General features: G+C 68.5%; 13 protein-coding genes. All 13 read right to left on the bottom strand.

Annotation, left to right across the window (positions count from 1 at the left end; translation table 11 throughout):
* Positions 1 to 3 precede the first annotated feature (3 nt).
* The 13 genes from rpsC to G567_RS0105320 all read right to left on the bottom strand — a co-directional run bounded on the left by rpsC (position 4) and on the right by G567_RS0105320 (position 13613).
* On the bottom strand, positions 4 to 819 hold the full coding sequence (gene rpsC / locus G567_RS0105380; RefSeq protein WP_028929170.1) for a 30S ribosomal protein S3: 816 nt from the start codon (positions 817 to 819) through the stop codon (positions 4 to 6).
* On the bottom strand, positions 819 to 1253 hold the full coding sequence (rplV, locus tag G567_RS0105375) for a 50S ribosomal protein L22 (protein WP_037055901.1): 435 nt from the start codon (positions 1251 to 1253) through the stop codon (positions 819 to 821). The genes rpsC and rplV overlap by 1 nt, the downstream gene beginning before the upstream one ends.
* Before the next feature lie 37 nt (positions 1254 to 1290).
* A complete protein-coding gene (rpsS, locus tag G567_RS0105370) occupies positions 1291 to 1572 on the bottom strand; it encodes a 30S ribosomal protein S19 (protein ID WP_028929168.1) in 282 nt (93 codons plus the stop codon).
* A 15-nt stretch (positions 1573 to 1587) separates the two neighbouring features.
* The gene (gene rplB / locus G567_RS0105365; protein ID WP_028929167.1) at positions 1588 to 2421 is read right to left on the bottom strand and encodes a 50S ribosomal protein L2; all 834 of its coding nucleotides are present in this window, start codon (positions 2419 to 2421) and stop codon (positions 1588 to 1590) included.
* Between the two features lie 15 nt (positions 2422 to 2436).
* Positions 2437 to 2736: a 50S ribosomal protein L23 gene (gene rplW / locus G567_RS0105360; RefSeq protein ID WP_028929166.1), complete on the bottom strand. Its 300-nt coding sequence runs from the start codon at positions 2734 to 2736 to the stop codon at positions 2437 to 2439.
* A complete protein-coding gene (gene rplD, locus G567_RS0105355; protein WP_028929165.1) occupies positions 2733 to 3434 on the bottom strand; it encodes a 50S ribosomal protein L4 in 702 nt (233 codons plus the stop codon). The genes rplW and rplD overlap by 4 nt, the downstream gene beginning before the upstream one ends.
* Positions 3431 to 4105 (bottom strand): 50S ribosomal protein L3, encoded by a 675-nt coding sequence (rplC, locus tag G567_RS0105350; RefSeq protein WP_037055899.1) that lies wholly within the window; start codon positions 4103 to 4105, stop codon positions 3431 to 3433. The genes rplD and rplC overlap by 4 nt, the downstream gene beginning before the upstream one ends.
* Positions 4106 to 4118: 13 nt before the next feature.
* Positions 4119 to 4424: a 30S ribosomal protein S10 gene (gene rpsJ, locus G567_RS0105345; RefSeq protein ID WP_003938093.1), complete on the bottom strand. Its 306-nt coding sequence runs from the start codon at positions 4422 to 4424 to the stop codon at positions 4119 to 4121.
* A gap of 352 nt (positions 4425 to 4776) precedes the next feature.
* Positions 4777 to 5970, bottom strand: a complete 1194-nt coding sequence (gene tuf, locus G567_RS0105340) for an elongation factor Tu (protein ID WP_028929163.1) — start codon at positions 5968 to 5970, stop codon at positions 4777 to 4779.
* Between the two features lie 120 nt (positions 5971 to 6090).
* Positions 6091 to 8190, bottom strand: coding sequence for an elongation factor G (fusA, locus tag G567_RS0105335; RefSeq protein ID WP_028929162.1), 2100 nt, complete (start codon positions 8188 to 8190; stop codon positions 6091 to 6093).
* 41 nt (positions 8191 to 8231) lie between these two features.
* Positions 8232 to 8702, bottom strand: a complete 471-nt coding sequence (rpsG, locus tag G567_RS0105330) for a 30S ribosomal protein S7 (RefSeq protein ID WP_028929161.1) — start codon at positions 8700 to 8702, stop codon at positions 8232 to 8234.
* Positions 8702 to 9076, bottom strand: a complete 375-nt coding sequence (gene rpsL / locus G567_RS0105325) for a 30S ribosomal protein S12 (RefSeq protein WP_028929160.1) — start codon at positions 9074 to 9076, stop codon at positions 8702 to 8704. The genes rpsG and rpsL overlap by 1 nt, the downstream gene beginning before the upstream one ends.
* A 634-nt stretch (positions 9077 to 9710) precedes the next feature.
* Positions 9711 to 13613, bottom strand: coding sequence for a DNA-directed RNA polymerase subunit beta' (locus G567_RS0105320; protein ID WP_028929159.1), 3903 nt, complete (start codon positions 13611 to 13613; stop codon positions 9711 to 9713).
* Between the last annotated feature and the right edge of the window lie 75 nt (positions 13614 to 13688).

Below are 13688 nucleotides of genomic sequence, written 5' to 3'. Positions count from 1 at the left end.
GGCTCAGGCCTCCCCTTGCGGGTTGTCGGCCGGTGCGGTCTCGGTGGCGACCCCGCCGCCCCGACCAGCTGCCGCCCGGCCGGCATCGGTGCTCGTGGCCGTCGTGCCCGAGGCGCCGGAACGACGGCGCGGCGGACGCTCACGACGCCCACCACGGCTGGGTTCGGCCGCGGGCACGCCCTCGCGGCGGCCGCCGACCACGTCGCCCTTGTAGATCCACACCTTCACGCCGATCCGCCCGAAGGTGGTGCGGGCCTCGAACAGGCCGTAGTCGATGTCGGCCCGCAGCGTGTGCAGCGGCACCCGACCCTCGCGGTAGAACTCCGAGCGCGACATCTCGGCGCCGCCGAGGCGGCCCGAGCACTGCACCCGGATGCCCTTGACCTGCGGCGAGCGCATCGCCGACTGGATCGCCTTGCGCATCGCGCGGCGGAAGGCCACCCGGTTGGACAGCTGCTCGGCGACACCCTGCGCGACGAGCTGCGCGTCCGACTCGGCGTTCTTCACCTCGAGGATGTTGAGCTGGACCTGCTTCTGGGTCAGCTTCTCGAGCTGGCCGCGGATACGGTCGGCCTCGGCGCCACGGCGGCCGATGACGATGCCCGGACGCGCGGTGTGGATGTCCACCCGCACGCGGTCCCGGGTCCGCTCGATCTCGACCTTGGAGATGCCGGCCCGCTCCATGCCCTTGGAGAGCATGCGGCGGATCGCGACGTCCTCCTTGACGTACTCGGCGTACTGCTTGTCGGCATACCAGCGGGACTTCCAGTCCGTGGTGATACCGAGCCGGAACCCGTGCGGGTTGATCTTCTGTCCCATCAGCGGGCCCTTCCCTTCGCACCCCGAGCGCCGGCGCCGCGCCGACCGGACGACGCCGCAGGCCGCGACTCGACCTCGATGGTGATGTGGCTCGTCCGCTTGCGGATCCGGTACGCGCGGCCCTGCGCGCGCGGCCGGATGCGCTTGAGCGTCGGGCCCTCGTCGACATAGGCCGTGGCCACCACGAGGGTGTCGGGGTCCATGTCGAAATTGTTCTGGGCGTTGGCCGCGGCACTGGCCACGACCTTGGCCACGGGCTCGGCGGCCGCCTGCGCGGCGAACCGCAGCACGCTCAGCGCCTCCTCGACCGGCCTGCCCTTGATCAGTTCGACCACCCGCCGCACCTTGGTCGGGGACATGTGGACGAACCGTGCCCTGGCGTACGCGCGAGGCAGCTCGAACGCAGCGCCGGCGGGGTTCTGGCTCTCAGCCATCTACTTCCACCTTCTCCTGGTCGCTACTCGGGCCACGTCAGCGCCTGCGCGCCTTGCGATCGTCCTTCACATGACCCCGGAAGGTCCGCGTGGGGGCGAACTCCCCCAGCTTGTGGCCCACCATCGCGTCCGAGATGAACACCGGCACATGCTTGCGGCCGTCGTGCACCGCGATCGTGTGTCCGATCATGTCGGGGATGATGGTGGACCGGCGGGACCAGGTCCGGACGACGGTCTTCTTGCCCGACTCGTTGAGGGCGTCCACCTTCTTGAGCAGGTGGTCGTCCACGAACGGGCCCTTCTTCAGGCTGCGCGGCATCTTTTACCTCCCTGCTCAGCGCTTCTTGCCGGTACGACGCCGGCGGACGATCAACGTGTCGGATGCCTTGCGGCGGCGGGTGCGCCCCTCCGGCTTACCGGCCGGGTTCACCGGGTGCCGGCCACCCGAGGTCTTGCCCTCGCCACCACCGTGCGGGTGGTCCACCGGGTTCATGGCGACACCGCGAACCACCGGGCGCCTGCCCTTCCAGCGCATCCGGCCCGCCTTGCCCCAGTTGATGTTCGCGTGGTCGCTGTTGCCCACCTCGCCGACGGTCGCGCGGCAGCGCACGTCGACGTTACGGATCTCGCCGGACGGCATGCGCAGCTGCGCGTACGGGCCCTCCTTGGCGACCAGCTGCACGCCGGAGCCCGCCGCGCGCGCGATCTTGGCGCCGCCGCCGGGGCGGAGCTCGATCGCGTGCACCACGGTGCCGGTCGGGATGTTGCGCAGAGGTAGGTTGTTCCCGACCTTGATATCGGCCTTCGGGCCGCTCTCCACCCGGTCGCCCTGCTTGAGCCGGGCAGGCGCCACGATGTAGCGCTTCTCCCCGTCGGCGTAGTGCAGCAACGCGATCCGCGAGCTGCGGTTCGGGTCGTACTCGATGTGCGCGACCTTGGCCGGGACCCCGTCCTTGTCATGGCGACGGAAGTCGATGACGCGGTAGGCCCGCTTGTGCCCACCACCCTTGTGACGGGTGGTGATCCTGCCGTGCACGTTCCGGCCGCCCTTGCCGTGCAGCGGCCGGACCAGCGACTTCTCCGGGGTCGAGCGGGTGATCTCGGCGAAGTCGGAGACGCTGGCGCCGCGCCGGCCCGGGGTGGTCGGCTTGTACTTGCGAATGCCCATGCTCTACTCGCTCCCTCAGCTCGCCGGGCCGCCGAACACGTCGATCGGCTTGCTCTCCTGGGAGAGGGTGACGATCGCGCGCTTGGTGTCCTTGCGCTTGCCGTAGCCGGTGCGGGAGCGCTTGCGCTTGCCCGGGCGGTTCAGCGTGTTGACGCTGAGCACCTTGACCCCGAACACCTTCTCCACGGCGATCTTGATCTCTGTCTTGTTCGCGTCCGGCCGGACGAGGAAGGTGTACTGCCGCTCCTCGAGCAGCCCGTAGCTCTTCTCCGAGACGACCGGTGCGAGCAGCACGTCGCGCGGGTCGGGGATCACTTGGCCTCCTCAGCACCGGGCGCAGCGCCAGCGGTGCGCTTGCTCGGCTTCAGCTGCGCCACCGGGCTGGCCAGGAACGCGTCCAGGGCCTCCGTGGTGAACAGCACGACGTCGTTGACGAGCACGTCGTAGGTGTTCAGCTGGTCGGGCGCGATCAGGTGCACGTTCGGCAGGTTGCGCAGGCTCAGCAGGTTGACCGCGTCGGCGCGGCCGACGACGGCGAGCACCCGGGTGCGCTCCGCGCTGACCACGCTCTCGATCACCTTGCGAGCGGCCTTCGTCGACGGGGTGTCGCCGGTGACGATCCCCGAGATGACCCGCACCTGGCCCGCGCGAGCGCGGTCGGACAGCGCCCCGCGCAGGGCGGCGGCCTTCATCTTCTTCGGCGTCCGCTGCGAGTAGTCGCGCGGTGTCGGCCCGTGCACGACCCCGCCACCGGTGAACTGCGGGGCCCGGATCGAGCCCTGACGGGCGCGGCCGGTCCCCTTCTGCCGGTAGGGCTTGCGGCCACCGCCGCGGACCTCACCACGGGTCTTGGTGTCGTGGGTGCCCTGCCGGGCAGCCGCCTGCTGGGCCACCACGACCTGGTGCATCAGCGGGATGTTCGCCGCCACGTCGAAGATGTGCGCGGGCAGTTCGACGGTCCCGCTCGACGTACCCTCGGGGGTCTTGATCTCGATGACGTTGCTGCCAGTCACTTCTTCGAACCACCCTTCGCAGCCGTCTTCACGACGACGAGGCCGCCGCGCGGTCCGGGAACAGCGCCCTTGATCAGCAGCAGGCCGCGCTCGGCGTCGACCCGGTGCACGGTCAGGTTCTGGGTGGTCACCCGCGCAACACCCATGCGCCCGGCCATCCGGAGGCCCTTGAACACCCGGCCCGGCGTCGCGCAGCCGCCGATCGAGCCCGGCGAGCGGTGCTTGCGCTGGGTGCCGTGGCTGCCGCCGAGGCCGCCGAAGCCGTGGCGCTTCATCACGCCCGCGGTGCCCTTGCCCTTGCTGGTGCCGACCACGTCGACCGTCGCGCCCGGCGCGAACACCTCGGCGGTGATCTCCTGGCCGACGGTGTACTCGCCGGCATCCGAGGTGCGCAGCTCGACCGTGTAGCGCCGCGGCGTGACGCCGGCCTTGGCGAAGTGGCCGGTCTCCGGCTTGTTCACCCTGCGCGGGTCCACCGCGCCGAAGGCGAGCTGGACGGCGCTGTAGCCGTCGGTCTCCGGGGAGCGGATCTGGGTCACGACGTTGGGCCCGGCCTGGACCACGGTGACCGGCACCACCCGGTTGTTCTCGTCGAACACCTGGGTCATCCCGAGCTTGGTGCCCAGGATCCCGGTGATCTGCCTGGTCTGCTTGGAAATCGATGCAGTCATCGCGTGGTCAGCCCTACTGGATGTTCACGTCGACGCTGGCCGGCAGGTCGATGCGCATGAGCGCGTCGACCGTCTTGGGCGTCGGGTCGAGAATGTCGATCAGCCGCTTGTGGGTGCGCATCTCGAAGTGCTCGCGCGAGTCCTTGTACTTGTGCGGCGAGCGGATGACGCAGTAGACGTTCTTCTCCGTCGGCAGCGGCACCGGCCCGACGACCCTGGCACCGGTACGCGTCACCGTCTCGACGATCTTGCGAGCAGACGCGTCGATTGCCTCGTGGTCGTAGGCCTTCAGCCTGATGCGGATCTTCTGTCCCGCCATGGTCGTCGGTCGTCCTCTTCTTCTGCCGCTGTGTCTTACCCGCCCGGCCGGCTCCGCCGGCTTCCGTCCCCGGTACGCGTGCTCCCGAGCCAAGCCCGTGGTTCGGTCGGGTCGCCGGGGCCGGCGCGCGCCGTTGCGTTCGGGTCTGCACTCGTCGGGCTCCGGTCCACGAGGTCGGGCGTGTCGCGCTCGAACCTCACACCGGTCCCCAGGTCGCATACACACCCGGGGGGTGCGGTGGTCTGGGCTGGCGCCGGACGCGGCGCGCGGAACGGGGGTTCCGCGCGCCGCAGCCCTACGCGCAACCCGTCAAGGATGCCACACCGGCGTGCGACGTCCTCGACCGGGGGTACTACTTGACGATCTTGGTGACCTGGCCGGCGCCCACGGTCCGCCCACCCTCGCGGATGGCGAACTGCAGACCCTCCTCCATGGCGATCGGCTGGATCAGCTGAACGCTCATCGAGGTGTTGTCACCCGGCATGACCATCTCGGTGCCGCTGGGCAGGGTCACCACGCCCGTCACGTCCGTGGTCCGGAAGTAGAACTGCGGACGGTAGTTGTTGAAGAACGGCGTGTGCCGGCCGCCCTCGTCCTTGGACAGGATGTAGACCTGACCCTCGAACTCGGTGTGCGGGGTGATCGAGCCCGGCTTCACGACGACCTGACCGCGCTCGACGTCCTCGCGCTTGATACCGCGCAGCAGCAGGCCCACGTTCTCGCCCGCGCGACCCTCGTCGAGGATCTTGCGGAACATCTCGACACCGGTGACGATGGTCTTGGTCGACTTCTCGCGGATGCCGACGATCTCGACCTCTTCGTTCACCTTCACGATGCCGCGCTCGATGCGGCCGGTGACCACGGTGCCGCGGCCGGTGATCGTGAAGACGTCCTCGACGGGCATGAGGAAGGGCTTGTCGGTGTCGCGGACCGGCTCCGGAATCGACTCGTCGACCGCGTTCATCAGCTCGAGCAGCTTCTCGGCCCACTCGGAGTCGCCCTCGAGCGCCTTCAGGGCCGAGACGCGCACGATCGGCAGATCGTCACCCGGGTACTCCTGGGACGACAGCAGCTCGCGAACCTCGAGCTCGACGAGCTCGAGGATCTCCTCGTCGTCGACCATGTCGGACTTGTTCAGCGCGACCACGATGTAGGGCACGCCGACCTGACGGGCGAGCAGCACGTGCTCGCGGGTCTGCGGCATCGGGCCGTCGGTCGCGGCAACCACCAGGATGGCGCCGTCCATCTGCGCCGCACCGGTGATCATGTTCTTGATGTAGTCGGCGTGGCCGGGGCAGTCGACGTGCGCGTAGTGCCGCTTCTCGGTCTGGTACTCAACGTGCGAGATCGAGATCGTGATACCGCGCTGGCGCTCCTCCGGCGCCTTGTCGATCATGTCGAACGCCGACGCCTCGTTGAGGTTCGGGTACTTGTCGTGCAGAACCTTGGTGATGGCCGCCGTCAGCGTGGTCTTGCCGTGGTCGATGTGACCAATCGTGCCGATGTTGACGTGCGGCTTGGTCCGCTCGAACTTCGCCTTCGCCACTGCAGGGTCCTCCTGGACTTCAGTTCTTCTTGTCCGCCGTGCTGACGGCAGGTCTGGTGGATCGTGCGGGTTCCGTCGCGGGAACGGGCGCGGACCCTACCGGTCCGCACCCGGTGCCACTCACTCGCCCGTCGCCTTGGCGATGATCTCCTTGGCCACGTTGGTCGGAACCTCCGCGTACGAGTCGAAGACCATCGTGTAGTTCGCCCGGCCCTGGGTCCGCGACCGGAGGTCACCGACATAACCGAACATCTCCGACAGCGGCACCAGCGCCTTGACGACGCGGGCACCGGCCCGCTCCTCCATGGCCTGGATCTGGCCACGGCGGGAGTTCAGGTCGCCGATCACCTCGCCCATGTAGTCCTCGGGCGTCGTGACCTCGACGGCCATCATTGGCTCGAGCAGCGCCGGATCGGCCTTGCGCGCAGCTTCCTTCAGGGCCATCGAACCGGCGACCTTGAAGGCCATCTCCGACGAGTCGACCTCGTGGTACTGGCCATCCAGCAGCGTCACCTTGAGACCGACCAGCGGGTAGCCCGCCAGCACGCCGTACTGCATGGCGTCCTGGGCACCGGCGTCCACCGACGGGATGTACTCCCGCGGGATGCGGCCACCGGTGACCTGATTGTCGAACTCGTACAGCGCACCGTCGGCGGTACCGAGCGGCTCCAGCTTGATGATCACCCGGGCGAACTGGCCCGAGCCACCGGTCTGCTTCTTGTGCGTGTACTCGAGCTTCTCCACCGTGCGCCGGATCGTCTCCCGGTAGGCGACCTGCGGCTTACCGATGTTGGCCTCGACCTTGAAGTCGCTCTTCATCCGGTGGACGAGCACCTCGAGGTGGAGCTCACCCATCCCCTTGATGATCGTCTGACCGGTCTCCTCGTCGAGGGCGACCTGGAACGTCGGGTCCTCCTCGGCGAGCTTCTGGATCGCAGTGGAGAGCTTCTCCTGGTCGGCCTTCGTCTTCGGCTCGACCGCCACCTCGATCACCGGGTCGGGGAAGGTCATCGACTCCAGAATGATCGGGGCCTGCGCGTCGCAGAGCGTGTCGCCGGTTGTCGTGTCCTTCAGGCCGATGACCGCGTAGATGTGGCCGGCCAGCGCCTCGTCGACCGGGTTCTCCTTGTTGGCGTGCATCTGGAAGAGCTTCCCGATGCGCTCCTTGCGGTCCTTGGTCGAGTTGAGGACCTGGGTGCCCGGGGTGACCCGGCCGGAGTACACCCGGACGTAGGTGAGCTTGCCGAAGAACGGGTGCGCGGCGATCTTGTAGGCCAGGCCGGAGAACGGCTCGTCGACCGAGGGCCTGCGGCTGGCCGGAGTCTCCCCGTCGAGCAGCGTGCCATCGACCGGCGGCAGGTCGAGCGGCGAGGGCAGGTAGTCGATGACCGCGTCGAGCATCGGCTGGATGCCCTTGTTCTTGAACGCCGAGCCGCACAGCACCGGGTAGGCGGTCCGGTTGTTCACGATCTTCCGGATGCCGTGCTTGATCTGGTCGAGGGTCAGCTCCTCACCGCCGAGGTAGGCCTCCATCAGGGCGTCGTCGGTCTCGGCGACGGCCTCGATGAGCTTCTCCCGGTACTCGGCGGCCCGGTCGGCGAGCTCGGCCGGGACCTCCTCGACCGCGTAGTCCTCGCCCTTCTGAACCTCGCCGCGCCAGGTCAGGGCGCGCATCCCGACGAGGTCGACGACGCCGATGAAGTCGCTCTCGGAACCGATCGGCAGCTGCAGCGGCAGCGGCCGGGCGGCCAGGCGCTCCTCGATGGTGCGCAGGGTGAAGTAGAAGTCCGCACCCAGCTTGTCCATCTTGTTGACGAAGCAGATGCGCGGTACGTCGTACTTGGTCGCCTGCCGCCAGACCTGCTCGGACTGGGGCTCGACGCCCTCCTTGCCGTCGAACACCGCGACGGCGCCGTCGAGCACCCGCAGCGACCGCTCCACCTCCACGGTGAAGTCCACGTGGCCCGGGGTGTCGATGATGTTGATCTGGTGGTCTTTCCAGAAGCATGTCGTCGCGGCGGACGTGATCGTGATGCCGCGCTTCTGCTCCTCCTCCATCCAGTCCATCGTGGCGGAGCCGTCGTGCGTCTCACCGATCTTGTAGTTGATCCCGGTGTAGAACAGGATCCGCTCGGTGGTGGTGGTCTTGCCGGCGTCGATATGCGCCATGATGCCGATGTTGCGAACCTTGCCCAGGTCCGTCAGCACGTCGCGTGCCACGTCTCAACTCTCCCAGTCAGTTGGCGCGGACGGTCGGCCCGTCACCAGCGGTAGTGGGCGAAGGCCTTGTTGGACTCCGCCATCTTGTGCATGTCCTCGCGCCGCTTGACGCTGGCACCCAGCCCGTTGCTGGCGTCGAGCAGCTCGTTCATCAGCCGCTCGACCATTGTCTTCTCCCGGCGATGCCCGGCGAACGTCACCAGCCAACGCAGCGCGAGGGTGGTCTGCCGTGGCGCGCGCACCTCGACCGGCACCTGGTAGGTCGCGCCACCGACGCGGCGGCTGCGGACCTCGAGGGCCGGCTTCACGTTGTCCATCGCCCGCTTGAGCGTGACGACCGGATCCGTGCCGGTCTTCTCGCGGGTGCCCTCGAGGGCGGCGTAGACGATGCGCTCGGCGAGCGAGCGCTTGCCGTCCTTGAGCACCTTGTTCACCAACTGGGTGACCAGCGGCGAGCCGTAGACCGGGTCGGAGACCAGCGGCCGCTTCGGGGCGGGACCCTTGCGGGGCATCAGCTCTTCTCCTTCTTCGCGCCGTAGCGGCTTCGCGCCTGCTTGCGGTTCTTGACGCCCTGGGTGTCCAGCGACCCACGGACGATCTTGTAGCGGACACCCGGGAGGTCCTTCACGCGGCCGCCGCGCACGAGCACGATCGAGTGCTCCTGGAGGTTGTGGCCCTCACCCGGGATATAGGCCGTGACCTCGATCAGGCTGGTCAACCGGACACGGGCCACCTTGCGCAGCGCGGAGTTCGGCTTCTTGGGCGTCGTGGTGTATACGCGCGTGCAGACCCCGCGGCGCTGGGGACTCCCCTTGAGCGCGGCACTCTTGGTCTTGGTGACCTTGTCCTGACGGCCCTTGCGGACCAGCTGCTGGATCGTGGGCATGGACCGTTTACTTCTTCCCGTCGGCGTACTCGGCTGGATCGTGCTCTGGAGGCTCGGCGGGCAACCGGCGGAAACCGGCCACCCGTACCCGAGGTCGGGCGTGTCGCTCCCGGGCGCCTCGTGCCAGGATCGAGGAAACCCTGCAGAGAGTCCGGGGCCCGCTGCCCGCGAGAACCTGCTCGACGCTGGTGCGCGGAGCCGGTGACCAACAGGCACACGGATCGGCTCGACCATGGTCGAGCGCAAGACCACAGAGTACTCGCCCCGCTGGGAGGGGGTCAAAACGGGTCCGGGGTCGGCTCCGGCCGCCCAAGCGCAGGGTGCCGCACCGGCGATCGCACCGCAAGCTCACTCGCCCGTTCGCCGCGTAGCGACGCCCGCTCGCCGCAGCTTTCCCGTTCCCGGCGTACGCTCCGTGACCCCGCCCACGCCTTCAAGGTCAATGATTGGAGCGCGCGACCGCGGAAACCGCGGCTCCCGCAGCCGAACCGTCGATCACCGCTCCGGGCCAGAGGCTGATCACGGGGATCGCTTCCGGCGCAGATCCGGCAGGAGCCGGAAAACGGGGCCGGGAACCGCCGCGGGAGAGCGGTCCCCGGCCCCGTCGTCGCAGGCCGGCCTCAGGCGCTATCGGCTATCGATAGTCGCGCCCGAAGTCGTAGTCGTCCAACGGCACCGCGGCACCGGTACCCGTGCCGAACACGTCCGGGCCGTAGTAGCCGTCGTCGTAGCTCGGCAGCGCGTAGGCGGCCGCGCGGGCCTCCTCGGTGGGCTGCACCTGGATGTTGCGGTACCGGCTGATCCCGGTACCGGCCGGAATCAGCTTGCCGATGATCACGTTCTCCTTCAGCCCGACGAGCTTGTCGCGCTTCCCGTTGATCGCGGCATCGGTGAGGATCCGGGTGGTCTCCTGGAACGAGGCCGCGGACAACCACGACTCCGTTGCCAGCGATGCCTTCGTGATCCCCATCAGCACCGGCCGTCCCGAGGCGGGCTCGCCGCCCTCGGCCACCACGCGCCGGTTCTCCGCCTCGAACTCGGCCCGTTCGGCCAGCGCACCGGGCAGGAACTCGGTGGCCCCCGAGTCGATGATCGTCACCCGGCGCAGCATCTGCCGGACGATGACCTCGATGTGCTTGTCGTGGATGTCCACGCTCTGCGTGCGGTACACCTTCTGCACCTCACGCACCAGATGCAGCTGCACCTCGCGCGGACCCATGACCCGCAGCACCTCGTGGGGGTCGGCGGTGCCCTCGAGCAGGAGCTGACCCACCTGCACGTGGTCACCGTCGGTCAGCGGACGCTCCTGACCGTCGACGGTGGTCATCGCCAGCCACTGCCGCTTGGACAGCTTGTCGTAGACGATCTCGTCGCCGCCGTCGTCCGGAATGAGGGTGATCTTCCAGAAGCGGTCGCCGTCCTCGATCCGGATCCGGCCGTCGACATCGGCGATGGGCGCCTTGCCGCGCGGAATCCGCGCCTCGAACAGCTCCTGGACACGCGGCAGACCCGTGGTGATGTCGTCACCGGCCACACCACCGGTGTGGAAGGTACGCATCGTCAACTGCGTGCCGGGCTCACCGATCGACTGTGCGGCCACGATGCCGACGGCCTCGCCGACATCCACCAGCTTGCCGGTGGCCATCGAGCGGCCGTAGCACATCGCGCAGATACCCGTGGCCGACGCGCAGGTCAGCGCGCTGCGCACCTTGATCTGCCGAACGCCGGCCGCCACCAGTGCGTCCAGCGCCGGGTCGCCGAGGTCCTCGCCGCGCCGGACGACGAACTCCCCGTCGGGCCCGACCACGTCCTCCGCGGCCGACCGGGCATACACCGACGTCCGCAGATAGCGGTGCGGGATGAGCCGGCCGTCGCCTGCGTCCTCCGTGACCGGCATCATGATCGAGCGCTCGGTCCCGCAGTCGACCTCCCGGACGATGACGTCCTGGGAGACGTCGACGAGCCGCCGGGTGAGGTAGCCCGAGTCCGCGGTCCGCAGGGCGGTGTCCGCAAGACCCTTGCGAGTGCCGTGGGTGGAGATGAAGTACTCCAGCACCGAGAGGCCCTCGCGGAAGTTGGCCTTGATCGGGCGGGGGATGTACTCGCCCTTCGGGTTGGCCACCAGACCGCGCATCCCGGCCAGCTGCCGGACCTGGGTCATGTTGCCCGCCGCGCCCGACTTCACGATCGTCGGGATCGGGTTGTCCTCCGGGAAGTTCTCCTCCATGGCCCTGGCGACCTCCTCGGACGCCTGGGACCAGATCTTGACCATCTCGTCGTTGCGCTCCTGGTGGGACAGCGCGCCCCGCTGGTAGCGCTTGTTGACCTGGTCGGCCTTGGCCTCGTACTGGTCGAGGATCTCCTGCTTGTTCGGCGGGACCACGACGTCGTCGATCGCCAGCGTCACGCCGGACCGGGTGGCCCAGTAGAAGCCGGCGTCCTTGAGCCGGTCGAGGACCTGGGCGACCTCGGTCATCGTGTACCGCTCGGCCAGGTCGTTGATGATCGCCGCCTGGCGCTTCTTCGGCAGCGGCTCGTTGACGAACGGATAGTCCGGCGGCAGCAGCTCGTTGAACAGCACCCGACCCAGCGTCGTCTCCGCCCGCCAGACCTCGCCGTCGGCGAGCGTCACGCCCGCGCCGGGCACGACATCGATGAGCCGAACCTTGATCTTCGCCTGCAGGTCGAGCACCTTGCGGTCGAAGGCCATGATCGCCTCGGCCGGCGAGCCGAAGGAGTACCCCTCGCCCTCGGCCCCCGGGCGCTCGCGGGTGAGGTGGAACAGTCCTGTGACCATGTCCAGCCGCGGCATCGCCAGCGGGCGGCCCGAGGCAGGCGAGAGGATGTTGTTGCTCGAGAGCATCAGCACCCTGGCCTCGGACTGCGCCTCGGCCGACAGCGGCAGGTGCACGGCCATCTGGTCGCCGTCGAAGTCGGCGTTGAACGCCTCGCAGACCAGCGGGTGCAGCTGGATGGCCTTGCCCTCCACCAGCTGCGGCTCGAAGGCCTGGATGCCCAGCCGGTGCAGCGTCGGCGCGCGGTTGAGCAGCACCGGATGCTCGGTGATGACCTCCTCGAGCACGTCCCACACCTGCGAGCGGCCGCGCTCGACCATCCGCTTGGCGGACTTGATGTTCTGCGCATGGTTGAGGTCGACCAGCCGCTTCATGACGAACGGCTTGAACAGCTCCAGCGCCATCTGCTTGGGCAGCCCGCACTGGTGCAGCTTGAGCTGCGGGCCGACCACGATGACCGAACGGCCGGAGTAGTCGACGCGCTTGCCGAGCAGGTTCTGCCGGAATCGGCCCTGCTTGCCCTTGAGCAGGTCGGACAGCGACTTGAGCGGCCGGTTGCCCGGGCCGGTCACCGGACGGCCGCGGCGGCCGTTGTCGAACAGCGCGTCGACGGCCTCCTGCAGCATCCGCTTCTCGTTATTGACGATGATCTCGGGCGCGCCGAGGTCGATCAGCCGCTTGAGGCGGTTGTTGCGGTTGATGACCCGGCGGTACAGGTCGTTGAGGTCGCTCGTCGCGAAGCGGCCACCGTCGAGCTGCACCATCGGACGCAGGTCCGGCGGGATGACCGGCACGCAGTCGAGCACCATGCCCATCGGCGAGTTGCCGGTGGCCTGGAACGCCGCGACGACCTTGAGCCGCTTGAGCGCGCGCAGCTTCTTCTGGCCCTTGCCGCTGCGGATGGTCTCCCGCAGGTTCTCGGCCTCGGCGTCGATGTCGAAGTTCTGCAGCAGGTTCTGGATCGCCTCGGCGCCCATGGAACCCGTGAAGTAGTCGCCGTAGCGGTCGTAGAGCTCGCGGTAGAGCCCCTCGTCGGCGATCAGCTGCTGGACCTCCAACTTGGTGAAGGTCGTCCAGATCTCGTCGAGCCGGTCGAGCTCGCGCTGGGCACGGTCACGGAGCTGGCGCATCTCACGCTCGCCGCCCTCCTTGACCTTGCGGCGGACGTCGCTCTTGGCGCCCTCCGCCTCGAGCTCGGCCAGATCGGCCTCCAGCTTCTGCGCCCGGGCCTCGACGTCGGTGTCGCGGCGCTGCTCGACCCGCTTGCGCTCCACGCTCATCTCGTTCTCGAGCGTGGTGAGGTCGTTGTGCCGCAGCTCCGTGTTCACCGAGGTGATCACGTAGGCCGCGAAGTAAATGATCTTTTCGAGATCCTTCGGCGCCAGGTCGAGCAGGTAGCCCAGCCGGCTCGGCACACCCTTGAAGTACCAGATGTGCGTGACCGGGGCGGCCAGCTCGATATGCCCCATCCGCTCGCGCCGCACCTTGGCGCGGGTGACCTCCACGCCGCAGCGCTCGCAGATGATGCCCTTGAACCGGACGCGCTTGTACTTACCGCAGTAGCACTCCCAGTCCCGGGTGGGACCGAAGATCTTCTCGCAGAACAGCCCGTCCTTCTCCGGCTTCAGCGTCCGGTAGTTGATGGTCTCGGGCTTCTTCACCTCGCCGTGGGACCACTGGCGGATGTCGTCGGCGGTGGCCAGGCCGATGCGCAGCTCGTCGAAGAAGTTGACGTCGAGCACGTGTGTCCTTCAATCCTCGTTTGTGGCGCTGGGGGCTGCATTCCGGGGAGCGATCGGGGGGGCCTGTGGAGATCG

It is taken from the genome of Pseudonocardia asaccharolytica DSM 44247 = NBRC 16224, from assembly GCF_000423625.1.
Taxonomy (GTDB): domain Bacteria; phylum Actinomycetota; class Actinomycetes; order Mycobacteriales; family Pseudonocardiaceae; genus Pseudonocardia; species Pseudonocardia asaccharolytica.
The sequence above is the reverse complement of the archived record's forward strand: the minus strand, read 5'-3'. Positions and strand labels throughout refer to the sequence as shown.

Coding starts and splice junctions, on each gene's coding strand:
- rplB (WP_028929167.1), bottom strand. CDS start 2,421: ATGGGCATTCGCAAGTACAAGCCGACCACCCCGGGCCGGCGCGGCGCC.
- rplV (WP_037055901.1), bottom strand. CDS start 1,253: ATGGCTGAGAGCCAGAACCCCGCCGGCGCTGCGTTCGAGCTGCCTCGC.
- rpsG (WP_028929161.1), bottom strand. CDS start 8,702: ATGCCCCGCAAGGGTCCCGCCCCGAAGCGGCCGCTGGTCTCCGACCCG.
- rpsJ (WP_003938093.1), bottom strand. CDS start 4,424: ATGGCGGGACAGAAGATCCGCATCAGGCTGAAGGCCTACGACCACGAG.
- rpsL (WP_028929160.1), bottom strand. CDS start 9,076: ATGCCCACGATCCAGCAGCTGGTCCGCAAGGGCCGTCAGGACAAGGTC.
- rplC (WP_037055899.1), bottom strand. CDS start 4,105: ATGACTGCATCGATTTCCAAGCAGACCAGGCAGATCACCGGGATCCTG.
- rpsS (WP_028929168.1), bottom strand. CDS start 1,572: ATGCCGCGCAGCCTGAAGAAGGGCCCGTTCGTGGACGACCACCTGCTC.
- rpsC (WP_028929170.1), bottom strand. CDS start 819: ATGGGACAGAAGATCAACCCGCACGGGTTCCGGCTCGGTATCACCACG.